This is a genomic window from Paenibacillus sp. FSL M8-0142 (assembly GCF_038597315.1).
Lineage (GTDB): Bacteria > Bacillota > Bacilli > Paenibacillales > Paenibacillaceae > Paenibacillus_AQ > Paenibacillus_AQ lactis.
The window spans coordinates 812,032-837,055 of record NZ_CP152008.1; the positions used below are offsets into that span (position 1 = coordinate 812,032).

The 25,024-nt window shown below is 53.8% G+C and carries 23 protein-coding genes; 20 read left to right on the forward strand and 3 right to left on the reverse strand.

What is annotated here, in order from left to right; genetic code table 11:
• Positions 1–28: 28 nt before the first annotated feature.
• From deoB to NSQ46_RS03615, 5 genes are all read left to right on the forward strand, one after another.
• On the forward strand, positions 29–1,213 hold the full coding sequence (gene deoB, locus NSQ46_RS03595; protein WP_007131766.1) for a phosphopentomutase: 1,185 nt from the start codon (positions 29–31) through the stop codon (positions 1,211–1,213).
• Between the two features lie 19 nt (positions 1,214–1,232).
• A complete protein-coding gene (deoD, locus tag NSQ46_RS03600) occupies positions 1,233–1,940 on the forward strand; it encodes a purine-nucleoside phosphorylase (protein ID WP_007131765.1) in 708 nt (235 codons plus the stop codon).
• A 197-nt stretch (positions 1,941–2,137) separates the two neighbouring features.
• Positions 2,138–3,439, forward strand: coding sequence for a pyrimidine-nucleoside phosphorylase (locus tag NSQ46_RS03605; protein WP_007131764.1), 1,302 nt, complete (start codon positions 2,138–2,140; stop codon positions 3,437–3,439).
• Positions 3,440–4,043: 604 nt separating this feature from the next.
• The gene (locus tag NSQ46_RS03610) at positions 4,044–5,009 is read left to right on the forward strand and encodes an MraY family glycosyltransferase (protein ID WP_028405059.1); all 966 of its coding nucleotides are present in this window, start codon (positions 4,044–4,046) and stop codon (positions 5,007–5,009) included.
• A 316-nt stretch (positions 5,010–5,325) separates the two neighbouring features.
• Positions 5,326–6,195: an SDR family oxidoreductase gene (locus tag NSQ46_RS03615; RefSeq protein WP_342576346.1), complete on the forward strand. Its 870-nt coding sequence runs from the start codon at positions 5,326–5,328 to the stop codon at positions 6,193–6,195.
• A 102-nt stretch (positions 6,196–6,297) separates the two neighbouring features.
• Here NSQ46_RS03615 and murQ read toward each other — a convergent pair whose 3' ends face one another.
• Positions 6,298–7,215: an N-acetylmuramic acid 6-phosphate etherase gene (gene murQ, locus NSQ46_RS03620; protein WP_007131761.1), complete on the reverse strand. Its 918-nt coding sequence runs from the start codon at positions 7,213–7,215 to the stop codon at positions 6,298–6,300.
• Positions 7,216–7,450: 235 nt separating this feature from the next.
• Positions 7,451–8,395, reverse strand: a complete 945-nt coding sequence (locus NSQ46_RS03625; RefSeq protein ID WP_007131759.1) for a BadF/BadG/BcrA/BcrD ATPase family protein — start codon at positions 8,393–8,395, stop codon at positions 7,451–7,453.
• Positions 8,396–8,620: 225 nt separating this feature from the next.
• Between NSQ46_RS03625 and NSQ46_RS03630 the strand changes: the two genes are divergently transcribed.
• From NSQ46_RS03630 to NSQ46_RS03695, 14 genes are all read left to right on the forward strand, one after another.
• Positions 8,621–9,457, forward strand: a complete 837-nt coding sequence (locus tag NSQ46_RS03630) for a MurR/RpiR family transcriptional regulator (protein WP_007131758.1) — start codon at positions 8,621–8,623, stop codon at positions 9,455–9,457.
• 48 nt (positions 9,458–9,505) lie between these two features.
• Positions 9,506–10,903, forward strand: coding sequence for an extracellular solute-binding protein (locus NSQ46_RS03635; protein WP_007131757.1), 1,398 nt, complete (start codon positions 9,506–9,508; stop codon positions 10,901–10,903).
• Between the two features lie 177 nt (positions 10,904–11,080).
• Positions 11,081–11,998, forward strand: coding sequence for a sugar ABC transporter permease (locus tag NSQ46_RS03640; protein WP_007131756.1), 918 nt, complete (start codon positions 11,081–11,083; stop codon positions 11,996–11,998).
• A gap of 33 nt (positions 11,999–12,031) precedes the next feature.
• Positions 12,032–12,865: a carbohydrate ABC transporter permease gene (locus NSQ46_RS03645; RefSeq protein WP_007131755.1), complete on the forward strand. Its 834-nt coding sequence runs from the start codon at positions 12,032–12,034 to the stop codon at positions 12,863–12,865.
• A gap of 14 nt (positions 12,866–12,879) precedes the next feature.
• Entirely contained in the window at positions 12,880–13,986 is a 1,107-nt protein-coding gene (gene ugpC / locus NSQ46_RS03650; RefSeq protein ID WP_007131754.1) for a sn-glycerol-3-phosphate ABC transporter ATP-binding protein UgpC, read from the forward strand.
• A gap of 27 nt (positions 13,987–14,013) precedes the next feature.
• Positions 14,014–14,709: a hypothetical protein gene (locus NSQ46_RS03655; protein ID WP_007131753.1), complete on the forward strand. Its 696-nt coding sequence runs from the start codon at positions 14,014–14,016 to the stop codon at positions 14,707–14,709.
• Positions 14,706–15,878, forward strand: coding sequence for a DUF1343 domain-containing protein (locus NSQ46_RS03660; protein WP_342576347.1), 1,173 nt, complete (start codon positions 14,706–14,708; stop codon positions 15,876–15,878). The genes NSQ46_RS03655 and NSQ46_RS03660 overlap by 4 nt, the downstream gene beginning before the upstream one ends.
• A 3-nt stretch (positions 15,879–15,881) precedes the next feature.
• The gene (locus tag NSQ46_RS03665) at positions 15,882–17,072 is read left to right on the forward strand and encodes an anhydro-N-acetylmuramic acid kinase (protein WP_342576348.1); all 1,191 of its coding nucleotides are present in this window, start codon (positions 15,882–15,884) and stop codon (positions 17,070–17,072) included.
• Between the two features lie 370 nt (positions 17,073–17,442).
• A complete protein-coding gene (locus NSQ46_RS03670; protein ID WP_244152767.1) occupies positions 17,443–18,036 on the forward strand; it encodes a class I SAM-dependent methyltransferase in 594 nt (197 codons plus the stop codon).
• A 91-nt stretch (positions 18,037–18,127) separates the two neighbouring features.
• On the forward strand, positions 18,128–18,346 hold the full coding sequence (locus NSQ46_RS03675) for a hypothetical protein (protein WP_007131749.1): 219 nt from the start codon (positions 18,128–18,130) through the stop codon (positions 18,344–18,346).
• 143 nt (positions 18,347–18,489) lie between these two features.
• A complete protein-coding gene (locus NSQ46_RS03680; protein ID WP_245256202.1) occupies positions 18,490–18,639 on the forward strand; it encodes a hypothetical protein in 150 nt (49 codons plus the stop codon).
• Between the two features lie 700 nt (positions 18,640–19,339).
• Positions 19,340–20,086, forward strand: coding sequence for a type I methionyl aminopeptidase (map, locus tag NSQ46_RS03685; protein WP_007131748.1), 747 nt, complete (start codon positions 19,340–19,342; stop codon positions 20,084–20,086).
• Positions 20,087–20,777: 691 nt separating this feature from the next.
• A complete protein-coding gene (gene pdxK / locus NSQ46_RS03690; RefSeq protein WP_007131747.1) occupies positions 20,778–21,590 on the forward strand; it encodes a pyridoxine/pyridoxal/pyridoxamine kinase in 813 nt (270 codons plus the stop codon).
• 274 nt (positions 21,591–21,864) lie between these two features.
• On the forward strand, positions 21,865–22,515 hold the full coding sequence (locus NSQ46_RS03695; protein WP_007131746.1) for a VTT domain-containing protein: 651 nt from the start codon (positions 21,865–21,867) through the stop codon (positions 22,513–22,515).
• A gap of 121 nt (positions 22,516–22,636) precedes the next feature.
• Here NSQ46_RS03695 and NSQ46_RS03700 read toward each other — a convergent pair whose 3' ends face one another.
• Positions 22,637–23,248 (reverse strand): hypothetical protein, encoded by a 612-nt coding sequence (locus NSQ46_RS03700; RefSeq protein WP_028405053.1) that lies wholly within the window; start codon positions 23,246–23,248, stop codon positions 22,637–22,639.
• 440 nt (positions 23,249–23,688) lie between these two features.
• Between NSQ46_RS03700 and NSQ46_RS03705 the strand changes: the two genes are divergently transcribed.
• The gene (locus tag NSQ46_RS03705; protein WP_342576349.1) at positions 23,689–24,915 is read left to right on the forward strand and encodes an MFS transporter; all 1,227 of its coding nucleotides are present in this window, start codon (positions 23,689–23,691) and stop codon (positions 24,913–24,915) included.
• Positions 24,916–25,024: the final 109 nt, after the last annotated feature.

Genomic DNA, 25,024 nt, shown 5'->3' on the forward strand with positions numbered 1-25,024 from the left:
ATCAATTATGTTAAGGGGGAGCTTGGATATGGAACGTTTCAAACGAATTCACCTGATCGTGCTTGACTCCGTCGGGATCGGCGAAGCGCCGGATGCGGCCGACTTCGATGATGTCGGTTCCGATACGCTTGGTCATATCGCCCGGGAGTGCAAAGGACTGAACATGCCGAATATGGCTTCGCTCGGCCTGTCCAACATTCGTGAGATCGAAGGCATTCCCGCAGCCGATCAGCCGCGGGCATTTTATACCAAGATGCAGGAGGCTTCAAACGGCAAGGATACGATGACCGGCCACTGGGAGATCATGGGCCTGTACATCGATACCCCGTTCCGCGTGTTCCCGGAAGGGTTTCCGGATGAGCTCATTCAGCGCATTGAGCAGAAAACCGGCCGCAAAGTGATCGGCAACAAACCGGCCAGCGGCACCGAAATCATTGCCGAGCTCGGCGAAGAGCATGTCAAGACCGGTGCTTTGATCATTTACACCTCCGCGGATTCCGTGCTCCAAATCGCCGCTCACGAGGACGTCGTTCCGCTTAAAGAGCTGTATGAAATCTGCGAATTTTGCCGCGAGATCACGCTGGAGGATCCTTATATGCTGGGCCGCATTATCGCCCGTCCGTTCGTCGGAGAGGCTGGCAGCTTCAAGCGCACCGCCAATCGTCATGACTATGCCCTTAAGCCGTTCGGCAGAACGACGATGAACGAGCTGAAGGATGCGGGCTTCGATGTGATCGCCCTCGGCAAAATCTCGGATATTTATGATGGCGAAGGCATCACCAAGGCCGTGCGGACGGTGTCCAATATGGACGGAATGGATAAAATGATCCAAACCATGGACGAGGAGTTTACCGGCCTCAGCTTCCTCAATCTGGTCGATTTCGATGCGGTGTACGGTCACCGCCGCGACCCGAAAGGTTACGGCCAGGCTCTGGAGGATTATGACAAGCGGCTTCCTGAAGTGTTCGATAAGATGACGGAGGAGGATCTGCTGATCATTACGGCCGATCACGGCAACGACCCGACCTATAAGGGAACGGACCACACGCGCGAATACGTGCCGCTTCTCGTATATTCGCCGCGCTTTGAACGGGGCGGGGAGCTGCCGCTTCGCCGTACCTTTGCCGATATCGGGGCTACCGTAGCGGACAACTTCGGCGTGAAGCTTCCGGACCACGGCACCAGCTTTTTGAACGAACTGCAAACCAATTGAATGAGTGGAGGAATGGGACATGAGTACACATATTGGAGCGAAACCGGGCGAGATTGCGGAATCCATCCTGCTGCCGGGGGACCCGCTGCGGGCTAAATACATCGCCGACACGTACCTGGAAGATGTGATCTGCTACAACGAAGTACGGGGGATGCTCGGATTTACGGGCACTTATAAAGGCAAACGCGTATCGGTACAAGGCACCGGCATGGGTGTGCCGTCGATTGCTATTTACGTGAACGAGCTGATCCGGGAGTACGGCGTCAAAAATCTGTTTCGGGTCGGTACTTGCGGCGCAATGCAGGAGCATGTCCACGTCCGCGACGTCATTCTCGCCCAGGCGGCGTGCTCGGATTCCGGCATGAACCGCCACCACTTTAACGGCTACGATTATTCGCCGATTGCCAGCTTCCCGCTGCTGCTCGGAGCGTATGAGCGCGGAAAGGAAAAAGGGCTCAATATGCATGTCGGCAATATTTTTACATCGGATGTGTTCTACCGCGAGGACAAATCGGTCGTTGAGAAGCTGATGCAGCATGGCGTGCTTGGCGTGGAGATGGAGACAACGGCGCTGTACACGATTGCCGCAAGATACGGCGTCAATGCCTTGACGATTCTGACGGTAAGCGACCATCTGCTGACTGGGGAAGAGACGTCCTCCGAGGAGCGCCAAACGACGTTTAACGACATGATGGAAGTCGCGCTGGATACGGCGATATCCTTATAAATAAGGCCCGAGGCAAGGGGAAGACAGTTTTAAAGCCAAGGGCGCGCCGTAACGAGGCTGCAGCACGATGATCGCCGCGGATGCCCGGACGGCGCGCCTACGGGTTGGAACGGCACGGTAGCTGGTTGTGCTGCAATGCAGCGAGGCTGACGGATGAAGGAGTTACGATCATCGCATAAGAGTGAGGAGAATGTACGATGAGAATGGTTGATTTGATTGCGAAGAAACGCGACGGCAAGGAACTGACAACTGAAGAGATCAATTTCTTTATCGAAGGATACACGAAGGGAGATATTCCCGATTACCAGGTCAGCGCCATGAATATGGCGATTTATTTCCAAGACATGTCGGATCGGGAACGGGCCGATTTGACGATGGCGATGGTGAACTCCGGAGAAACGATTGATCTGTCCGCAATTGAGGGAATCAAGGTCGACAAGCACTCCACCGGTGGTGTCGGCGATACGACGACGCTTGTCCTGGCACCGCTCGTGGCCGCACTCGATATCCCCGTGGCGAAGATGTCCGGGCGCGGGCTCGGCCATACCGGAGGCACGATTGACAAGCTGGAGTCGATTCCGGGCTTCCATGTGGAGATCAGCAAGGAAGAGTTTGTGAACCTGGTCAATCAGCATAAAATCGCGGTCATCGGGCAGACAGGGAACCTCACTCCGGCCGACAAGAAGCTGTATGCCCTTCGGGATGTCACGGCTACCGTCAATTCCATCCCGCTGATTGCAAGCTCGATCATGAGCAAGAAAATCGCTGCCGGCTCGGACGCCATCGTGCTGGACGTCAAGACCGGCGCAGGCGCCTTCATGAAAACGGTGGAGGATGCGAAGGAGCTTGCGCATGCCATGGTGAGCATCGGCAACAATGTCGGCCGCAAGACGATGGCGGTCATCTCGGACATGAGCCAGCCGCTGGGCGTTGCCATCGGCAATTCGCTGGAGGTGCAGGAGGCGATCTTGGCCCTTCGCGGCGAAGGGCCGAAGGATCTGGAGGAGCTGTGCCTTGCATTAGGCCGACAGATGGTCTATCTCGCCCGTAAGGCGGAGTCGCTGGAAGAGGCGGAGGAGATGCTGAGAGAGGTCATCCGCAACGGCAAAGCGCTGGAGAAGTTCAAGGAATTCATCCAGAACCAGGGCGGTGACCCGTCCGTGGTGGATGATCCGGACCGGCTGCCGAAGGCGAAGTATCTGATCGAGCTTCCGGCTCAGCGGGACGGCGTCGTGGCCGAGCTCGTCGCGGACGAAATCGGCACGGCGGCAATGTGGCTCGGCGCCGGACGCGCGACGAAGGAATCCGAGATCGATCTGGCTGTCGGCCTGATGCTTAACAAGAAGGTCGGCGATACGGTCAAGAAGGGCGAATCGCTCGTGACGATCCACGCGAACCGCGAAGACGTGGAAGACGTGAAGCAGAAGCTGTATGAGAGCATCCGGATTGACGATCATGCCGATGCACCGGTTCTGGTGTACGACATTGTAACGGAATAATCGGGATTGCTCGAGCCGTTCGGGTGCACTGCGCTTGGTAACGACAGCCATTCGGTGATGCCGGGCTAGCGATTACCTTCATTTAACGGAAGAACAAGCAAGCTTATGCCTGTCCCTTGATGCGCAAGAGAAGGGGCGGGCTTTTTGTGCATGAAAAAAGGGTCATATTTCAGCTGATACCCCTCATAGAATGATAATGGGGAAAGGTAAAGCAACGCTTATGGGAGAGGCAGATCGCCGGTCAAGAGCCAACCTTGGATGAGGGAGGCTTGTGCCATGACCATTGATCAGTTGATTGCTTTGCTTGGACTTATCATTATGATCATCGGGCTTGCGGTGAATAAGAAACAATCTTAGTCCGCCGGTCCGAAGGAGCTGTCGCCAGGCAGAGAGTTGCTGCGCTGGCGGCGGCTTTTTTTTCATGTCCCTGTGTCTTGGCACGGAGGAATAACTGCGGCTGGGAAGGGAACCCTACCACAGAAATGAAAAAATTCATTGCATTTTCTTAAGAGAATCTTATGTCGATAGGTTGATAGAGTTGGACGAAAGTCATATACTGAGGTTGCAATGTTCTCCATCATTCATCATTTATTGGGAGGAAATCATGCTATATCTAACAGCGTTTGTCATATCGATGGTGCTGGTTCTCGTGCTGATTCCGCCGTTTCGGAAGCTGGCGATCAAAATTGACTTTGTGGACAAGCCAAGACCTGACTCCGAGCGGAAAATTCACCGCGAACCGATTCCGCTGACTGCGGGAATCGCCATTTTCATCGGATTTTTCATTACGTATTTTGCACTGACCGGTACGATCTCCAGGGAAGCGGTGGGGATTTTTATCGGGAGCGTCCTGATTCTCGGCATCGGGCTTGTCGATGACTGGTACAAATCGCAGGGGAAAGAGCTCGCCTCCCTGCCGAAGCTGATCGTTCAAATCTCCGCCGCCGTCATTGTATACAGCTACGGCATCCAATTCGAGGGCTTCAACAACCCGTTCACCGGCCATTACATCAACCTGCCGGAATGGCTGCAGCTGATTTTGACGATCTTCTGGATCTTCGGCGTTACGACGGTTATTAATTTCTCGGACGGCATTGACGGTCTAGCCGGCGGGCTGTCCGCCATTTCGGGCGGAACGCTGTTTGTTGTCGCCATGACGATGGGACAGAGCGAATCCGCTTTGCTGGCTGTAATTTTGGTGGGCGCCGCGCTCGGATACCTGCGCTATAACAAGCCGCCAGCCCGGGTGTTTATGGGGGATGCGGGCGCTACCTTCCTCGGATTCATCCTCGGCATTATCGCCTTGGACGGGGCATTCAAGGGAGCGACGCTGGCTTCGTTGTTCATCCCGATCTTTGCCCTGGGCGTTCCGATCATCGATAACGTGATCGTCGTTATTCGCAGAATGCTGCAGTCGAAGCCGATCTACCAGGCGGATGCCTCGCAGGCGCACTATCGCCTGCTCGCAACCGGGCTTAACCAGAAGCAGACGCTGGTTTTCCTCTGCCTTCTGAATCTGTGCTTCGGCCTTACGGCGATCATCCTGGCTTTGAATGAAGCCGGTGCCTAGGCGCATAACAGCGACCAAGCATAAGAGCAGCGAATAGGTCATATAACATTCCAAGAATCTCGTCTCCAAAGCTGGCGGCGGGATTTTTTTAGATATCCGAAGGTATAAGCATCGTCGGATCTGCAGCCTGATATAGCAGGAACTACCGTTAAACGCGGTCTGCCTTCTTTGAGAGCGCGTCGATAGACGTTTTTCTCGCTATCAAAGATACGAAGCCAATACGCCCGTCAGAAGCAGATAGCATTGAACGGTACGAAACTAACCTGCTGTTAAGATCAGGCGATCAGGCCTATTGAACGAAGGAGGGGAAACAAGGATGAGCGATATGTCAGGGAAAATAGCGATCATTACGGGGGCCAACTCGGGTATGGGGCTCGCATCCACGATTGCGCTTGCCCGTATGGGGGCGCATGTGATTATGGCTTGCCGAAGTCAGGCGAGAGGGGAGGCGGCGCTTGAGCAGGCGAAACAGGCATGTAACGGATGCGGTGACATCCGTCTGATGCAGCTTGATTTGGGTTCATTCTCAAGCATCCGGCAGTTCGCATCCGCGTACCAAACGCAGTATGACCGCCTTGACGTCCTGCTGAACAATGCGGGCGTCGTCACGATCAAACGGGAGACGACGGCCGATGGATATGAAGCGATGCTTGGGGTCAACCATCTGGGCCATTTTCTGCTTACGAACCTGCTTCTCGGTCCGTTGAAACAGGCGCAGCAGGGGAGGATCGTCAACGTATCCTCTGGCGCACACAAAATCGGAAAGATTCATTGGGAGGATCCGAATCTGTCCAAAGGCTTTCATGTAGCGAAGGGGTATGCCCAGTCCAAGCTGGCTAATATCCTGTTTACGAAAGAGCTGGCGCGCCGCCTGTCCGGGACGGGGGTGACGGCCAATGCGCTTCATCCTGGCGCGGTCAGCACGAGCATCGGCGTAAACAGGGAGACGGGGTTCGGCAAGGCGGTGCATCGGGTGCTTCGGCCGTTCTTCCTTACGCCGGATGAAGGCGCCAAAACCGCAGTATATTTGGCTTCGGCTCCGGAGGTGGAGCAGGTGACGGGCGATTATTTCGTCAAGTGCAAGCCGGTTCGAACGACGGAGAAGGCCGGCGATCCGCAGCTTGCGGCTAGGCTGTGGGAATGGAGTGAGCGTCAGACAGGATTGAAGGGACGGGATTCAATCTAAGACGAATAAACGGGGATCCTCAGATCATCATTGATCTGTAGGATCCCCGTTTATCTTTATAGTGGAATAGCTGACGGCTTAGGGCGATGCCCTGACCGGTTGTCAAGAGCCCTTGTGGGCTTTCAGATTGATGGCGCTGCGCACAAAACCGTTCGTGCCCTCGAGCAGCCTTGCTGCCTCTTCGGCATTCACGTTGGCCAGCAGCATGACGATGGCGGTTTTGACATGCGCTCCAGCCTCGAAGTAAGCCTTCTCTACGTCCTCGTCGGATGCGCCGGTAGCTAGCGTGATTATGCGCTTGGCGCGGTGTACAAGCTTGTTGTTGGATGGATTGAGATCGACCATCAGGTTTTTGTACACTTTGCCGATCCGGATCATGGCTGTTGTTGTCAGCATGTTGAGTATCAGCTTTTGCGAAGTGCCGGCTTTCATTCGAGTAGAGCCCATAATCACTTCCGGCCCGACGACGGCTTCAATCACGAAATCGGCATCCTGATGCATCGGCGAGTTATAGTTGTTGCACAGGCCGATCACGACCGCCCCGAGCTTCTTGGCACGCCGCATAGCCCCGAGCACATAGGGAGTGCGGCCGCTGGCAGCGATGCCGATCACGACGTCTTTTTCATTGATGCCGTGCTCATTCATGTCCTGCTCGCCGAGCTCTTCGCTGTCCTCCGCTCCTTCGATCGCTTCCTTCACCGCTCGGAAACCTCCGGCGATAAGACCTTGCACCATCGACGGATCCGTCCCATAGGTTGGCGGGCACTCGGATGCGTCAAGAATACCGATCCGTCCGCTCGTTCCTGCACCGACGTAGAATAAACGGCCGCCGTTCTGAAAGGCTTCTACGATAAGATCAGCCGCCTTGGCGATGGTAGGGATCAGCTCCCGAATCGTGTCGGTGATCAGGCTGTCCTCATTATTAATCAGGGTCATAATTTCCTCTGAGCTCAACTGATCAATGTTCTGCGTATGTTCATGAGGCTGTTCGGTTGTCAATTGACTGAGAATGTTCGTCATGAGAGGTCTCCTTTTTGAAGAATTAAGAAAGCGTGCCGTGTGCGGCTGCTGTATCCGGGCATTTACCGTTGGCCGAACGAATAAACGTCGGGCAGAACCTTATGTAGGTGGTACAGCTGATCAGCGGAGTGGCAAGGGCAGCGGAGCTGCGCCGCCACTTCCTGTGCCAGGTACTTTCTTAAGTCTAGAAATATGGACGGGGCCTGATAACGGTTACAACAATTCGCCTGGATCATTAGGCTCCGTCCTGGAATAGCCGGTATGCCAGCATGGCGGCACCGTGCGCCGGTGCTCGGTCGTGCGTTGCTTCCGGGAATTGCAGCCGCGGGTAGCGTTCCCGTATCGCCGTTCGATAAGCTTCCCGGAATACGCGTGAATGCTTGAAGATCGAACCGATGCACACCACATCACTTGCCACGAATTCATGGTGCTGCATGATGAGCGCGGAAGTCGTATCCGCGAGCTCGGCGGCCTGCGAGCGGAGAATGCCAAGAGCGGCGTGGTCCCCGGCTTCCGCAGCTTCAATACAGCAGCGGGCGAAGGAAGCGATGCTCTGCTTCGTTATGGCAGGCTGGTATATATATGATTTAAGATCGGCGATATGGCCCAGCGGATAAGCCTTCAGAATCAAGCTGCTCATCCGAGTTGGCGGCAGAATCCGCTCATGGCTTTTAATGACCGACTTCAAAGTCTGAAGCCCGATCTGATACCCGCTGCCCTCATCGCCGAGAATATGCCCCCAGCCGCCGACACGGTGGATGCTCCCGGATTTCGTAATCCCGTAAGTATTGGAGCCGGTTCCTGAAATGATCAGGATTCCGTATTGGCGCTCCAGTACAGCCATTAACGAAATCTCGGCTTCGGAGCGCATGTAAATACGCGGAGAGAGCTGCCGTTCCAGGAAATGCGATTCTAGAAACTGGTGAACCCGCTGCCGTTCCTCGTCCGAGCTTATACCTGACATACCAAGGCATATTGCCGAACATGAAGCTGACGAAAGATTGAGCGGCTTCATGAGGCCATCGATCACCGTTTGAAGCTCTTTCATCGCCCCGTCAAAGGTAACGATATAAGGATTAGTGGAACCTCCAGTGAAACGGGAAAGGACTTGGCCGCTGGCGTTGATGGCTGTTGCATCAGTCTTTGTGCCACCGCCGTCGACTCCGATAAAAATTTCCATTTTGAACCACTTCGCTTTCTATATTCAGTATAGGAGAAAAAAGAGAGGTTGTAAAACAAAATTTTAAATTATGAATTAAGTATTGAAATATTATTTCACACAATTTATAATGAACTCAATCCGCTGATATTGAAAGCGATACCAGTCATGCTTTCGATCAAATCATGTCATTAAATGTTACATATCTTGTAGATCAGAGGATGAATCGTAAAAGGGGGGCAAAGGATGAACGGCGGATTGGTTCGATTGCGTGAGGTCTTTGAAACATTAAATCCGTCCGAGCGCAAAGTTGCAGCCTTCATTTTGCAGGAGCCGGCAGAGATGATACAGATGTCGGTCGCGGATCTGGCGGTTCGAAGCGGTTCAAGCCAAGCCGCGATTGTAAGGCTGTGCAAAACGATGGGCTTCAAAGGCTATCAGGATCTGAAGCTGAAGGTAGCTGGCGATTTGCAGGAGCCATTAGCCACCGGGTATCAGGATATTCGGCCCAATGACAGCATTTCTGCAATCATACAGAACGTCTCGAACAATAACATTCAATCGATTCGGGATACGATGAAGATTATGGAGGAAGGGAAGGTGGAAGAGGCCGTATCGGCCCTTGATCAGGCGAAGCGCATATTTATGTTTGGCGTAGGTGCTTCCAATCTGATCGGGATGGATGCCCAGCAGAAATTTTTGCGAATCAACAAGGTATGCATTTCGTTCCCGGACCCCCACGTTCAGCTGACATCGGCCGTAATGCTTACGCCCGAGGATGCAGCGGTATGCATATCTTACTCCGGTGAAACGAAAGAAGTGATCCGGGCAGCGAGCATCGCTAAGGAGAACGGATGCAGAACGATCGGCATTACCAAGTACGGGGATTCGACGTTAAGCCGATCGGTGGATATTCCGCTATATACCTCTTCAACGGAGAACGAAATTCGCAGCGGCGCAATGTCCTCTCGTATTACACAGCTTAATCTTATCGATATTTTATATCTTGGTGTCGCCAGCCGGAACTACGAGAGTTCGGTGAAGTATCTGGACCAGAGCCGGCAGGCCATCAAGCGGTTGTAGTTTTTCCGGCTTAACCACAAATATATTTTATGATAAGGGGAGTAGTACATGAAGAAGAAACGTTGGCTCACATTGTTGGCTTCATTAATGCTGGTCTTCACGGCAGCATGCGGAGGAGGGGGAGGAGGGACCAAGACGTCGGACGGCGGAACCTCCACCACGCCGGAAGGTAACGGAGAGGCCGCGCCGAAGCCTGATACGGTCGTCGTCTGGACTTATCCCGTTCACGGCAAATATGAAGAAGAATTGAAACAGCATGTGGCGGACCTGAAGGAGAAGTACCCTCACATTACGGTACAGACCGAAGTGCTGTCCTGGGCGGAGGGTCCAAAGAAATTCGACGTTGCCTTGAACGCCGGAAATCCGCCTGATTTGTACTTCCATGCGGTTGACGGAGCCTACGTGGACACCGGGCTCGCGCTGGAGCTTACCCCTTACATGACCGACGAGATTAAGAACGACTACCTGCCGGGTACATTGGAGCTCGGACAGATCCAAGGCAAGCAGTACGGCCTTCCGCTTTACCAGTCCCTCTGGGCATGGGGCGGCAACAAGAAGATCCTTGAGGAGGCCGGGATCGACTGGCAGTCCATTCAGGAAAACGGCTGGACCTGGAGCGAATTCAAGGAAGCTGCCGGCAAGCTGACAACCAAGCTGCCGAACGGGAATACACGCTATGCATTGGTTACGGATGGAACATCCCTGGACTTCATCGAAATGCTGACCCGCAGCAACGGCATGCCTGACGTTCTGAACGATAAGGGCGAGTTCCAATGGAATGACGAGCGCATTCTGGATACGATGACCTTCGTTTCCGACCTGCTGAAAGCCGGCCATATGCCTGCGGAAACCGCGGCAATTACGCCTGCTAAGCGGATGGACCTGTTCTATGCCGAAGAAGCGGCGATCGTATCCAAGGCGATTCCTTACTATGACGTTATGCTGCAAAACCGCGCGAAGGATATCGACAGCGGCACGGTTCAAGGCGAGAAGATCGAATTCGTTCTGCTGCCGGTGCCTCACAATGACGGTGCAGAGCGCAAGACGTCCATGTTTGGCGAAGGCTATGTAGCTTTCAGACAGAAGAAGGATAAAGGCGAAGAGCACGCGAAGAATACGTTCCTGATCATGGAAGGACTCAGCGGCGCTAAGGCCGGTAATTCTGCCAACGAGCTGGTGCTGCCGTTCGTTCGTAAATCCCAGGCTGAGTATTTCGAGGGTAAAGGGCTGGGCTCCGAGTCGACGATCAAAGCTGCTGAAATCTTTGCGAACTTTAGAGACAATCCGGTAACCTTGAGCCTGAATGCGGAAGATTCCGCGAACCAGAAGAAATTCAAGGAGCAGGTCGTTAAGCCGAACATTCAAGCGCTGTTCTCTGGCGAGAAGACGCCGGAGCAAATCGCACAAGACTTCATTGACAAAGGCAAACAAATTTTAGGACAGTAATTTCAAGTAACCAGGGGGTGTCCCGTTGTCCTTATCAGGAGCGCGGCCACTCCCTTTTTAACCGCGATTGTAACCTTAGGTTCATATCCGGCGCTTTCCGGTAACCGGATGATACAAGCGGTACCCCAAGTATTGCCAAGTCAAAAATGTTCACCTGTGCGGAAGGAGGAAATTACCATGCAGACGGCCCCGGCTCAGTCTCGGCCGCCGCGGACCCCGATGAAGGGGTATATGCGCGAATACGGTTGGGCGTACTTATTCATCCTGGCCCCGGTTTTACTGTTTTTAATATTCACGCTGTATCCGGTCGCTTCCGCGTTTTTGATGAGCTTCCAGCAGTACAGCGTCATGGGCTCCGAATGGATCGGAACCGATAACTACACCCGAATGGTAAAGGACGAGGTGTTCTGGAAATCGATGTGGAATACGGTGCTGTTCACCGTTGGTACGGTACCGGTTAACATTATCATCACGTATGCCTTATCCTTTTTTATTTTCCAAATGAAGGATAAGTGGCAGACGTTCTTTAAAGCGACCATGTATCTTCCTGCCGTCGCTTCCGGCGTGACGATCTCCGTCGTGTGGCTGGCGATTTTCGATCCGACCCATGCCGGCCTGCTGAACCGCTTCATCGGCTTGTTCGGATTCGATCCTGTGATCTGGCTGGGAAAATCGGATACGGCGCTGTTCTCGCTCATCCTGATGAACTGGCTCGGCTCTCATGGCGCAGGCATTATCCTGTACCTTGCCGCCATGGGCGGCATTCCGAAATCGCTGTATGAAGCGGCGGATATCGACCATGCCAGCGGCTGGTCCAAATTCTGGCGCATCACCTGGCCGCTCATGAAGCCGACGACATTATATCTGCTCGTGACGGGCGTGATTACGTCCTTCCAGGTATTTATCTCGGTATATCTCATGACTCAGGGCGGACCGAACTTTGCAACGACGACGATTGCCTACTTGATCTACAACACGGCATTCAACTTCTACGAATTCGGGCTGGCATCCGCGCAATCCTTCGTTCTGGCGGCGCTCATCATCGTCATTTCGGTTATCCAGTTCAAGTATTTCTCATCCGACGTCGAATACTAACGACTTCGCTTATGCTAAAGAGGGGGTGCACCCATGAAATCAAGATCGAGAGTGATTTTGCTCGTCTCAGCCTCGGTCATCCTGGTCGTATGGAGCATTCTGACCATCATTCCGCTGTACTGGATGCTCATCGGATCGGTCCAGGACACCAAGTCGGCTGCTTCGTTTATTCCGCAAATGATTCCAGACGTGCTGTCCGTGGCCCCGTATGAACGTTTCTTCAGCAAAACAAACGTCATGAGATGGCTGTTCAACTCGCTGCTCATCTCCTCCATCCTGACGGTGACGAACGTGTTCCTTGCATCGCTCGCAGGTTATGCGTTCGCGAAGCTGAAGTTTCCGGGGAATAAGGCGGTCTTCTGGATTTTGCTCAGCACCATGATGATTCCGGCTCAGGTTACACTCATTCCGCTCTATATTTTGATGATTGACGTATTTGATCTCGGGAATACATATACGGCGATTCTTCTGCCGAGTATCGTGAGCGTAGGAAACATCTTCTTGATGAAGCAGTACATGTCATCGCTGCCGACCTCGCTTATTCACGCCGCGCGCATCGACGCCTGCGGAGAGTTCGGGATCTTCTGGAAGGTCATTCTGCCGATGGCAAAGCCCGGTCTCGCCGTTCTGGCGATCTTCACATTCGTGGCATCCTGGAACGATTTCTTCTGGCCTTTCCTCGTGACCAACACGACGGAAATGAGAACCATTCAGGTAGGTCTGGCTTCCTTCGTTTACGCGGACACCACGGATTTCGGCGCACTCATGGCTGGAGCAACCGTCGCGGCCTTGCCGATGATGATACTGTTCTTCTCGCTTCAGCGCTATTTCCTGCAAGGCATCACCATTGGAGCCGTTAAAGGCTAGAAGGAGGCAACGTTATGGCACGCGTAGAATTTCGGAACATCCGAAAAGAATTTGTAGACGATAACAAAGGAACCTTCACCGCGGTTGCGGGATCGAACTTTGTCATTGAAGATAAAGAATTCGTTGTATTCGTCGGCCCTTCCGGCTGCGGGAAAACGACCTCGCTGCGCATGATCGCGGGCTTGGAGCGGCAAACGTCCGGCGATATCATCATCGGTGATCGGGTCGTGAACAATTTGCATCCGAAGGATCGCGACATTGCGATGGTATTCCAGGATTATGCGCTGTATCCGCATATGACCATCCGCGAGAATCTGTCGTTCGGCTTGAGAAATTTGAAGAAGCCTAAAGCCTATATCGAGCAAAAGGTTGCCCAGGCCGCTTCGATTCTCGGACTCGAATCCATGATCGATCGCAAGCCGCGCGAGCTGTCCGGCGGACAGCGGCAGCGCGTGGCCGTGGGCCGGGCGATCGTCCGCGATCCGCAGGTGTTCCTGTTCGATGAGCCGTTGTCGAACCTCGACGCTAAGCTTCGCGTGCAGATGCGGGTCGAGCTGTCAGAGCTGCACAAGCGGCTTGAAGCGACGATCGTTTACGTCACGCACGATCAGGTAGAGGCGATGACGCTCGGGGAGCGCATCGTCGTCATGAACAACGGGATCATCCAGCAGATTGCCTCGCCGACGGAGCTGTACGCGAATCCGCAGAACATGTTCGTTGCGGGCTTTATCGGCTCCCCGCCGATGAACTTCATCGATGTGACGAAGGAAGGGAATGTGCTCCGGATGGAGGGCGGCTCGTTTACCATTCCTGACGCGATGGCGCGCGGCTTAAGCAAGTATGAGAACAAGCCTCTGATTCTCGGCGTTCGGCCGGAGCATATATCCGGCGAGGATTTGCCGGGAACGCCGAATCACGAGTACACGTATGCCGGAAAGATACAGGTCGTCGAGCATCTCGGCTCGGAGAATCTGGTATACTTCCGTATCGGCAACCGGACCGTAACGGCGAAGGTGCATCCGGAGACGACGGGTTACCCGGGCATGGACAAAACGTTTATTTTTAATTTCGACAAGGTGCATTTCTTCGATCCGGAGACGGAACAGCGTATCGATTGGTAAACAATCTGGAGGAGGAGAGGGAAGCTTATGCGCAAGCTGAATGATGTGTTAAAGAAGACGGGAGTTGAGGTATACCGCGAGATTACGAGCGTGGCACTGTACAGCATGATCACCTCGCTGGTGCTTGCGGCGGTCGTCATATTCGCTCCGGTGCTTGCGGCGCTGCTGCTGCTTCCGGTGCTGTATATGCCGCTGTTTTTCGGAGTCTGCTATGCCTACCACCGGAAGACGGAAAGAGGCAAGCCGGTGCTGAAGGATGTGTTCGAGGGGGCCGTCAAGGGGTTTCTGCCTGCCGTTGTCATGGGCTTCTTCTTCGTGGTGATGATCCTTATCCTATGGTCCACCTGGTGGTATTACGGAGGCAAAGACGGTATCGGTTACTTAGCGATCGGGGTTTTTCAGACATACTTCGTCATTATGGCCGTGGTCTCCCAATTCTACACGCTTCAGCTTGTCATTCAGGAAAACATGGGGATCTTCAAAGCGATGGCGCACAGCGTGAAGCTGTTTCTGCGTTATCCGGCTTATACGCTTGGGGCTTGCTTTCAGGCTTTATGCGTGGCCGTTCCGCTTCTTCTCACCGTGGTTGGCTTCGGCTTTCTGTTCAACGGCATGTGGGCGATATTTCAGCATAAGGCAGCTTATAATGTCTTGAATCCCGAGGAGGCGAAGCCTGCGGCTGACGGCGCCCTGTCCTCGGAGCCAGGAGGTGTCAGCATATGAGATGTTTAACCGGAATCGACAGGCTGGCGGCGGGGTTGAAGCATAACAGCATCATCGGCCGCCGGCTTGGCGTGATTACGAATCCGACGGGGCTCACGTCGGATTTTCGTTCTTCGATTGAAATCATTGCCGGTTTGCCGGAATCTGAATTGACTGCTTTATTCGCCTGCGAGCATGGGTTCCGCGGAGAGCTGCAGGCCGGCAAGCATGTTGACGATGAAGTCGATCCCATCTTCGGCGTACCGGTATACAGCTTGTATGGCGCAACGCGCAAGCCCGATGCGGCGATGCTGGAGAAGATCGATACCCTCATCTTCGATATTCAGGATCTTGGCGTGCGGTTCTACACGTACATGACGACCTTGTTGTACGCTATGGAGGCGTGCGCGGAGCACGGGAAGAGCCTGATCGTTCTGGACCGTCCGAATCCGCTCGGCGGCAATCGTGTGGAAGGCGGCCTTCTTGAGCCGGGGTATGAATCGATGGTGGGCGGGTGGCAGATCCCGATCAGCACCGGGATGACGATCGGTGAATATGCCCGGATGGCGAATGATCTGAGGGGCACGTGCTGCGACCTGGACGTCATCGGGCTGGAAGGCTGGAGCCGGGCGATGGACTATGCGGATACAGGTCTTCCGTGGATGCTCCCGTCCCCGAACATTCCGACTTTAGATACCGTCCGTTTGTACAGTGGAACCTGCTTCTTCGAAGGAACGAATCTGTCGGAGGGCAGAGGCACGACGCGGCCGTTTGAATGGATTGGCGCGCCATGGATCGACGGCGAGGCGCTGGCCAAGGCGTTTAATGCCTACCGATTGCCCGGTATTCATGCCCATTCCGTCTACATGACACCGACGTTCTCGAAGCATCAAGGCGTGAGCTGCGGGGGCGTCATGCTGTTCGTGACGGACAGCGCGAAGCTGGAGGCGGTCCGTGCAGGCCTTGTGCTGCTGCACCTGGTCAGCCGGATGTATCCGGATTCGTTCCAATGGCTGACGCCGCCCGAGGGGCGAAACCGTTATTTCATTGATCTGCTTACGGGCAGCGATGACGTGCGGAAGCATATTCATGAAGAAGAAGGGCTTCGGCGCATCACGGAGCAGTGGGAGAACGATACGGATCGGTGGAGAACGATGAGAGCCCCTTATCTTCTGTACGGGGAGGCATAATCCATGATACTCGCACCTAGGAAGCAGGGGGAGCCGACTGTGGTCGTCGGCCTGATGTCCGGCACATCCCTTGACGGGATCGATGCGGCCATCGTCCGGATTCACGGCAGCGGCCTTACGGCTTCCGCCGAGCTGCTTCATTATTATAGCCGCTCTTATGAGCCGGAGTTTCGCCGGCGGCTGCAGGAGCTGTGCGGCACGGAGCACTCCAGCAGCGCTGCGGTATGCAGTATGAACGCCTACCTCGGATATCGGTTCGGAGAAGCCGTGCTGGAGGCGATAGCGGATGCCGGGATGCGGATCGAGGATGTCGACCTCGTCAGCTCGCACGGGCAGACGATCTGGCATCTTCCCGTAGCGGAGCCGGATGATCCGTATTCAACGCCGTCCACGCTGCAGATCGGCGACATTTCGGTCATCGCGAAGCTTACGGGCCTACCGGTTGTCGGCGATTTCCGCCCGGCGGACATGGCGGTGGGGGGCCAGGGCGCGCCTTTCGCTCCTTACGGCGATTTGATCCTGTTCCGGCATCACGAACGGGGCAGGCTGCTTCAGAACGTCGGCGGCATCGGCAACTGTACGGCGCTTCCTGCGGGAGCGGGCCCGTCCGAAGTTCTGGCGTTTGATACTGGGCCGGGGAATATGGTGATCGACGCGGTTGTCCACGCGCTTTCGGAGGGCCGTCTCTCCTATGACGAGGGCGGAAAGTGGGCTGCTCAGGGGAAGCCGGATCAAGCGCTTTTGGATGAGATGATGTCCCATGCCTATTTCCGGACGCCGCCGCCCAAATCAACGGGCAGGGAGCTTTTCGGCCAGCCGTATGCGGCTTCTTTTCTTAAGGCGGCGAGCGCGCGCGGTCTTTCGGATGAAGATATCGTGGCGACGGCCACGGCCTTCACGGCGGCTTCCATTGCGGACAGTTATGAACGGTATGTATTTCCGCGAGTTCCCATCGCAGAGGTGATTGTCACGGGCGGGGGAGCGCATAACCGGACGCTGCTTCATATGCTGAAAGAACGGCTGCCAGGACAAAAGGTAATGACCTCCGCCGAGCTCGGGTGGAATGACGATGCGAAGGAAGCGGTCATTTTTGCCCTGTTAGGCAATGATTTCGTGCACGGCGTGCCGAACAACCTGCCGGCAGCGACGGGAGCGCTTCGCCCGACCGTGATGGGGAAGCTTGCGCTGCCGTAGAAGGAAGGCTGGGTTAATAGCCGCAGCGTTTTGTTTTAGCATCCTGCGAGGGATGCTTTTTTTTGGGGAAACGGGGTGTTTCCTGTCAATAAATTGCTCGTCTATCGGGTTCATCAGTCATCTAGGGCATGTCCTGACCTCGGCTCACCGAAGCGCACCGTGTACCGCTCTCCGCGCACCATGCATCGCCTACCGCGCACCACACACCATACACCACACACCATACACCACACACCACACACCATACACCATACACCATACCCGTACACCTTGCATCCTAAGGAGATGTGCATCCGGTTGACCCAATAGAGGTTATCCTTCAACTTCTCAATGCGGTATGATGGGTTAGGAAGAGACAAAATACAGATCGATGATGGAAACGAAAGGAGAAACGATGATGAAGGAGAGCTTTGATCCAACCCTTATTGATCGGTTGGAAAGTCCGGAACGTAAGTGGGAGCTTCCGGCAGCCGTGCTGCTGGAGAAGCTCCAGGTGAACGGTGAGGTTGATTTGCTTGATATTGGGGCGGGAACCGGCTATTTTTCCATACCGGCTGCAAGCATGACTGCTGGAACCGTATTTGCCGTAGACTTGGAGCCGGCGATGCTGGAATTCATGGAGAAGCGGGCAGCAGAAGAGGGATTGACCAATGTGCGAGTAGTGAAGGGACAGGTGGAGCAGCTGCCTTTCGAGGATGAGGCGGTCGACCGGATCATCGCGTCCCTGATCCTGCACATTACGGACGAGCTGGAGGCTTCCGTTCGCGAAATCGCAAGGGTTCTCAGGCCGGGTGGGCGCTGCTTATGCCTGGAATGGCAGGAGGATCCGATGGAGCAGCGAGTTCCCCGTCCGAACCGTGTCGATCCCCAAGTGATGCAGAACCTGCTTGAGCAGGCGGGGTTGCGGGTGGAAGGACTCGAGTATCCGACAGAGCGCCACTATCTGATTTTGGCGAGGAAATAACATCGTCTGCCACGAATTCGTGAAATTGCAGGGAGAGCCTGGAACATACTGGATGTTTAAGCCGTCTATATGATCGAGGTGATCTGGTTTGATGGCAAAATCCAAGCCCGTGGTCTTGTTAAGCATTTTGCTGCTGCTGATAAGTATCTATGCCGTGAACCTTCCTAAGGCTTCCGCCTGCTCCTGTGCCGAGCCGCCTACGATTGCAGAAAGCCTGGAGCTTAAGACGGCGATTTTTGCAGGCAGTGACGAGCATATCGACCGCCGCCTTTTCGGCTTTTTTCATCCGGCGCGGATCCGGTTACGGTAACGCTCGAGGTTTCGAAGGTATGGAAGGGAGAGCTGGGCAAGAAAACGACGATTTCCACCGCAATGTCTACTGAGAGCTGCGGCTATGACCGATTTTCGGTCGGCGATGAATATCTGATATTTGCGTATAGGGAGTCCGGGAAATTGGAAACCGGAATATGTGAAGGGACCAAGCTCCTATCCTCGGCTGCCAATGAACTAAAAGAGCTTGGCAGCGGCTACCCGCCCGTAGACGGCCAGTCCCCGGTGATTCCGCCTCCTCACACAGGAGCACGCTCGTTCAGGGAAGTATAGCCGTATTGGTGCTGATCCTGGTTCTGGGCATTTATTTTTACCAAAAGAAGAGGAAGCGACATCTAAATTGAGACAATTGGGTTGTAGAAGGCTATGAGGGTGCTTGGCATCACATCGGGGCGATCAACCGACCAGCATTGCTTTCGGTTAAGTTCACTCGAAAATTCGAAGATACATAATGCACTTCCCAGCATCCGCAAGGGCTTCGATTTCTGTAACCTGAGCCGGTGGCTTGCTTTTGGGCATAATACCTTTATCGCTGTTTTTTGGGCGTAAAGGTTTTTTCTTTTTTTTGTCGTACGAAAAGGTGCCCGAACTTCAACCGCATCCAAGATCCGCTCTCCCACGCCATCATCCGGCCGTTCCAAACCCTGCCTTTTGGGGAAAGCTATTCTCCATGATTGCAGGTCACTAAGTGACGATCCAAGCAGAGAATGATCAAATCATGCCTGGAAGATACCGGTTATACAAAAGGATTGAGGTTTCTGCTCCGCAAGGAGTAGAATAAAGATAGGTAAGGGATGATCGCATTTGTAGAATCATGCATCAGCGAATCATGATCCGAAGGAAAGACGGATATACTTTACGAGAATCAGCCTTATTGGTTGGGGGGAGCATGGATTTTCTGACCCCGGCCAGTTAAGGCTTTTTACTATGTAACGGCTGAAGCCATACACACACAGCATAAGGAGTGGATCGATTGATTATTCTGAAGACACCGGAACAGATTGAGAAGATGAAAAAAGCGGGAGAGATTCTGGCCGATTGCCACCGGCATATCGCAACCATGATCAAGCCCGGCGTGACAACGCTGGAGATTGATCAATTCGTGGAGGGGTTCCTTGCCGAGCGCGGCGCGCATCCGGAGCAGAAGGGATATCACGGGTATCCGTTTGCCACCTGCGCCTCCGTCAATGACGTTATCTGTCATGGGTTCCCGAGCAACGAGCCTCTTAAAGACGGGGATATCGTCACCATTGACATGGTGGTGAAGCTCGACGGATGGCTGGCGGATTCCGCCTGGTCCTATCCGGTCGGGAATATTTCGGAGGAGGCGCAGCATCTGCTGGATGTGACCAAAAAATCGCTGTATCTCGGAATCGAGCAGGCGGTCGTGGGCAATCGGATCGGCGATATCTCGCATGCCATCCAGTCCTATGCCGAATCCGAGAACCTGTCGGTGGTACGGCATTTCGTAGGGCATGCTATCGGCGAGAACATGCATGAGGAGCCGCAGGTGCCGCATTACGGACCTCCGCATCGCGGAACGCGATTGAAGGAAGGCATGGTCATCACCATCGAGCCGATGCTGAACATCGGGACATACAAGTGCAAGATCGACGCCGACGGCTGGACCGCCAGAACGATGGACGGCAAGTGGTCTGCGCAATATGAGCATACGCTGGCGATTACCAAGGACGGCCCTGTTATTCTTACGGAGCAATAAGCGGAGGCACCTGGGAGCGTAAAGCGCCAACTCGAAGCACGGAACTTGCTCCAACGAACAGCTGCCTAACAGCAGGGGCTATGCTCAGCCCCGGATACCTGCAACCAAGCGCCACCCCCAAAGGACATCAACGGAGCAGGCGGAATCCCTCAGAAGAAGCGAAGCGTGCCCCTTTATTCCCGGATTTCGACATTGGGAAGTCAGTTTCAGGAAATCCGGGAATAAGAGGGATCGTACGGGGATCCGCATGCGGAGTGCTGCATTAACTGAAAACAGCACGCCAAAGGAGGATCCGCACGCGAAGTGCTGTACAGTCAAGGTAAGCTTGTTAGTAGATCTGTTGACGATCAGCCACGGAACTTGCTTCAACGAACAGCTGACGGATAGCAGGGGCTATGCTCAGCCCCGGATACCTGCAACCAAGCGCCACCCCCAAAGGGCATCAACGGAGCAGGCGGAATCCCTCAGAAGAAGCGAAGCGTGCCCCTTTATTCCCGGATTTCGACCTCGGTTAGTCAGTTCAAGGAAATCCGGGAATAAGAGGGATCGTAGGAGGGATCCGCATGCGGAGTGCTTGCAGGGTTATCCACGAGCATAGGCCGCTGCATCAGCGCGTTCGCCAAGGATAGACGGAAATCGCAGTTTTTTTTATAATAGAGTAACCATTTCACTAGCGAAGGGAACATGAACCATGACGATACGTAAAGCATTAACGGTAGCTGGCTCGGATACAAGCGGCGGAGCGGGTATCCAAGCGGACCTCAAGACGTTTCAGGAATTTGACGTGTACGGCATGACGGCGCTGACGACGATCGTCTGCATGGAGCCGGCAACCTGGGATCACCAGGTCTTTCCGGTTGAGCTTGGCATCGTGGAGACCCAGTTGAAGACCGTGCTCGAGGGCATCGGCATCGACGCGATGAAGACGGGCATGCTCGGTTCGGTTGATATTATCGAGCTGGTCGCCAAGTATATTGACAAGCATGATCTGAAGCGCATCGTGATCGATCCGGTAATGGTGTGCAAGGGCACGGATGAAGTGCTGCAGCCGGAGAATACGGAGGCCATGCTGGAGTTCCTGCTGCCGCGTGCGGATGTCGTAACCCCGAATTTGTTCGAGGCTTCCCAGCTTGCCAAATCCGGACCGATTACGACCTTGGAGCAAATGCAGGAAGCGGCGGCGATCATTCATGGCCGCGGCGCGAAGCATGTCCTGATTAAGGACCGCGGCAAAATCCGCGAAGGCAAAGCCATGGACCTGCTCTATGACGGAAAGACCTTCGAATGGTTTGAAGCCGATGCGATTCTGACCCAGTATACGCACGGTGCCGGCTGCACCTCATCGGCCTCCATCACGGCAGGGCTCGCTAAAGGCCTCACGGTCCGTGAAGCTGTGCAGCAGGCCAAAGCGTTCATTACCCAAGCGATAAGCAACGGCTTCCCGCTTAATCAATTTGTCGGACCGACCCGGCATTCCGCGCATCGCAGCACAGCAGCGAATTAAAGAAAACACAAATTTCTGCAAGCTTATGCATTTTGGATTCGGCCAGCGGCCGCAGGCTGCAAGAGCATTTTCTTAAACCTTTCTTCCCCGGAAGAAAGGTTTTTTTGTTGTTATATGACTTCGATGCATATACTGGATAGGAGCAAAGGCTTGCACCATTTTCACTCGCGCCGTGCAAAAGTATACAGCAGCCTGGGTCCTTTCCCATATCATTATGTGCTATAATTTATTCAGATCTAAAGAGAAGCAGGAAAAAATGTATAGGGGTTGAGACATGTTTCAGGACATTTTGGAATTTTTAAGGAGTTTTGGTCCTTTAGGGTTGTTTATTCATTCATTTGCGGATGCCGTGATTTTTCCGATTCCCGCCTTTTTTCTACAGGTTTCCTTGAGTATTGTTCACCCGAAAGATGCGCTGTGGCTAGCGACTTACGGCTTTATCGGATGTTTGCTGGGAACGCCGCTGGGGTACGCGATTGGAAAGCTGCTTGGGAAGTCGGTATTATATAAAATTTTGAAAAAGCAATGGATCGACGCGGCAACCAATCTGTTTCAGAAAAACGGCGAGGCTGCGATATTAATCGGTTCGTTTACGCCGATCCCGTTTAAGGTATTTACCATTTTGTCCGGATGTCTGAACTTCCCGCTCTGGAGACTGATGGCCTATGCGGCCTTGGGTAGAGCGACCAAATTTTATGTCGTGGGGACTTTGTTCTACCTGTATGGCAATGCAGCCGAAGGAATGGTGAAGGATGTATCCCTGTACATCGCCCTGATCGCGGTTCCTTTAATATTGATTGGCATTTATTTCAAACGAAGACGTAAGCGTAGAAAAATGCAGCAGCAGGCGGAAGCTGTACCTAGTGCCGATCCGGTGGAAAAGCCGGTTCTGGAGCAAGTAACGGATCAATCGCCGTCTGCGTAATGCTTGATCTTGCAGATATACAAAGAGCAGCCGGGGTAGAAGCCCGGCTGCTCTTTGTGTCCGTTGCAGAGATCATGAAGCTTTAAGCCAATGGCTGATGACAGCGGGCGAAGCCCACGGTTTAACCGATACGGAAAATTTTGCTGATGCCTTTGGTGGTAACCGGCGTGTAGGTCGGCGGTGAGGACAGAGGGGAAACCGTGTCCATCGTAAGATACCCGTGCAGCGGCCCCCGGTAGACTTCCGTCAGCTGCGGAGAGTTGGAGAAATCCTCAGGCGTCACCAAATGACATGGCTTGTTCACCGGCCGAAGACCGGCCTGTTCGAAGACCTTCGCGACAAAATGGGAGCAGAAATACGCATCGTCGCGGTCGATATGAAGCCGAAATAAAATGCCTAGCAGTCCAAGCAGATTATATTTATACCGATCCTGGTTTCGCATCATTTCTTTAACAAGATTGTACATCCTCTGGTAATCCTCATGACTGACACGACAGCGGTAGACGGCACACGCAGAGGAATAGAAGAAGGGGTCGCGGAGATTTTCACGAACGAGGCCGCCATTGAAGGGGTTGTTCGCTTTCTTCCGCCCGAAGCTGTACACTTCGCGTAATTCGGAGTCAAACGCGATGGATGCATGATTTAGCGGGGCTTTCGTGAAATATTGGATCATTCTGCTAAACCAGGTGCCCGTGCCTGTAAGCACAATCCAAATATCTTGTTCCGTGTACATACTTAAATAACTCCTTTGTTAACGTTCCTAACGAATCACACCAAATGAAGTGACTTGCTTTCTTTCACAATAAACGAAAAGGCAAAGCTGTTCAAGTCAAAAATAACCAATTTCTCTCAATTTCACTAGATTAGCTTTGGAATTGTCACCATTTATAGGAAGCCTGATAACAATATATTCGCTCCATGTCCAAATTATCCTTTTCTTGGGGCAATATAAAATTGTTTAAGGGTGTCATTGCAGCAATTGGCATCGGTACAACGATTAAGTCTTGCTACCGTTCTAGCAATCCACTACATTATAAAAAGGTAAGAAAAACGTCTATCGACGTACATTCAAAGAAGACAGACCGCGTTTAGCGGTAGTTTCTCTTGCGATATCAGAAAGCTGGCGCCGCGAAGTTTATACTGTCTGATATCTTAAGAAAGGAGCGTTTTAGCATGCGTAACGGAAGGATGGGGCTGTTAAAGGAGCCGAAGCAGCGTAAGCTCCTGTTCAGCGCCGGCATCAGCTGGATGTTTGACGCCATGGACGTGGGGATGATCTCGTTTGTTGTCGCCGCCCTCGCCGCAGAATGGTCGCTGAGCTCGCAGCAGGTCGGGATATTGACAAGCACGACGTCGATCGGGATGGTATTCGGTGCGGCGATGGCCGGTTTTCTAGCGGATAAATACGGACGCAAAAATATTTTACTCTGGACGCTGCTTATTTTCTCGATCGCGAGCGCTCTTTCGGCACTGGCCACCGGCTTTATCATGCTGTGCTTGCTGCGCTTTATCGCAGGGTTCGGTCTTGGGGGAGAGCTTCCGGTGGCCTCCACCCTCGTTTCGGAAAGCATGCCGGTCCGGGAACGGGGAAGAGCAGTTGTCCTGCTTGAGAGCTTCTGGGCTGCGGGGTGGATCTTATCCGCATTGATTGCGTATTTCGTCATTCCGGACTATGGATGGCGAACGGCCTTTGTCATTGGGGCGCTGCCGGCCATTTACGCGCTGTACCTTCGCCGCGCAATCGAGGATTCGCCGCGGTATATGCGGCAGAAGAGCGCCCGGAGGCTATCGTTTGGAGAGCGCGTAGCCTCGGTTTGGTCGACCGAGCATCGGCGCACGAGCATCATGCTGTGGGTGCTCTGGTTTACGGTGGTCTTCTCCTATTACGGCATGTTCCTGTGGCTCCCGACGGTCATGGTAGACAAGGGCTTCAGTCTGGTCAAAAGCTTCCAGTACGTGCTGATTATGACGCTGGCTCAATTGCCGGGCTATTTTACGGCCGCTTACTTTATCGAAAGGTTCGGGCGGAAATTCGTGCTGGTCACGTATTTGGTCTTTACGGCCATCAGCGCGATCTGGTTCGGTTACGCGAATACCGAGGCTTCGCTTCTGGCTGCGGGCATCTGCCTGTCCTTCTTTAATCTCGGAGCATGGGGCGGATTGTACGCATACAGTCCGGAGCTTTACCCGACGAAGGTTCGTTCGACAGGCGTAGGGCTTGCGACCTCCTTCGGCCGGATTGGCGGCGTTATTGCACCGCTGCTTGTTGGCGTTTTGAAGCAGCAGGGAACCCGTATCGAATTGATTTTTGTCATGTTCTTTGTGACGATTTTGATTGGGGCGCTGGGAGTGCTCCTGCTGGGGAAAGAGACCAAGGGGCTGGAGCTGGCGGATGAGTAAGTGCAGGGACTCTGAAACCTTCTCCAGCTGGTATGCGATAAAATCGGCAGTTGGCCATTAAACGAGCACAAGGGGCATTCCGATCAGGTCTGAAGACCTTCGGAATGCC

Bases quoted from the DNA above. Each gene is read 5' to 3' on its own strand.
- deoB (WP_007131766.1), top strand. From the start codon at position 29: ATGGAACGTTTCAAACGAATTCACCTGATCGTGCTTGACTCCGTCGGG.
- deoD (WP_007131765.1), top strand. From the start codon at position 1,233: ATGAGTACACATATTGGAGCGAAACCGGGCGAGATTGCGGAATCCATC.
- NSQ46_RS03605 (WP_007131764.1), top strand. From the start codon at position 2,138: ATGAGAATGGTTGATTTGATTGCGAAGAAACGCGACGGCAAGGAACTG.
- NSQ46_RS03610 (WP_028405059.1), top strand. From the start codon at position 4,044: ATGCTATATCTAACAGCGTTTGTCATATCGATGGTGCTGGTTCTCGTG.
- NSQ46_RS03615 (WP_342576346.1), top strand. From the start codon at position 5,326: ATGAGCGATATGTCAGGGAAAATAGCGATCATTACGGGGGCCAACTCG.
- murQ (WP_007131761.1), bottom strand. From the start codon at position 7,215: ATGACGAACATTCTCAGTCAATTGACAACCGAACAGCCTCATGAACAT.
- NSQ46_RS03625 (WP_007131759.1), bottom strand. From the start codon at position 8,395: ATGGAAATTTTTATCGGAGTCGACGGCGGTGGCACAAAGACTGATGCA.
- NSQ46_RS03630 (WP_007131758.1), top strand. From the start codon at position 8,621: ATGAACGGCGGATTGGTTCGATTGCGTGAGGTCTTTGAAACATTAAAT.
- NSQ46_RS03635 (WP_007131757.1), top strand. From the start codon at position 9,506: ATGAAGAAGAAACGTTGGCTCACATTGTTGGCTTCATTAATGCTGGTC.
- NSQ46_RS03640 (WP_007131756.1), top strand. From the start codon at position 11,081: ATGCAGACGGCCCCGGCTCAGTCTCGGCCGCCGCGGACCCCGATGAAG.
- NSQ46_RS03645 (WP_007131755.1), top strand. From the start codon at position 12,032: ATGAAATCAAGATCGAGAGTGATTTTGCTCGTCTCAGCCTCGGTCATC.
- ugpC (WP_007131754.1), top strand. From the start codon at position 12,880: ATGGCACGCGTAGAATTTCGGAACATCCGAAAAGAATTTGTAGACGAT.
- NSQ46_RS03655 (WP_007131753.1), top strand. From the start codon at position 14,014: ATGCGCAAGCTGAATGATGTGTTAAAGAAGACGGGAGTTGAGGTATAC.
- NSQ46_RS03660 (WP_342576347.1), top strand. From the start codon at position 14,706: ATGAGATGTTTAACCGGAATCGACAGGCTGGCGGCGGGGTTGAAGCAT.
- NSQ46_RS03665 (WP_342576348.1), top strand. From the start codon at position 15,882: ATGATACTCGCACCTAGGAAGCAGGGGGAGCCGACTGTGGTCGTCGGC.
- NSQ46_RS03670 (WP_244152767.1), top strand. From the start codon at position 17,443: ATGATGGAAACGAAAGGAGAAACGATGATGAAGGAGAGCTTTGATCCA.
- NSQ46_RS03675 (WP_007131749.1), top strand. From the start codon at position 18,128: ATGGCAAAATCCAAGCCCGTGGTCTTGTTAAGCATTTTGCTGCTGCTG.
- pdxK (WP_007131747.1), top strand. From the start codon at position 20,778: ATGACGATACGTAAAGCATTAACGGTAGCTGGCTCGGATACAAGCGGC.
- NSQ46_RS03695 (WP_007131746.1), top strand. From the start codon at position 21,865: ATGTTTCAGGACATTTTGGAATTTTTAAGGAGTTTTGGTCCTTTAGGG.
- NSQ46_RS03700 (WP_028405053.1), bottom strand. From the start codon at position 23,248: ATGTACACGGAACAAGATATTTGGATTGTGCTTACAGGCACGGGCACC.
- NSQ46_RS03705 (WP_342576349.1), top strand. From the start codon at position 23,689: ATGCGTAACGGAAGGATGGGGCTGTTAAAGGAGCCGAAGCAGCGTAAG.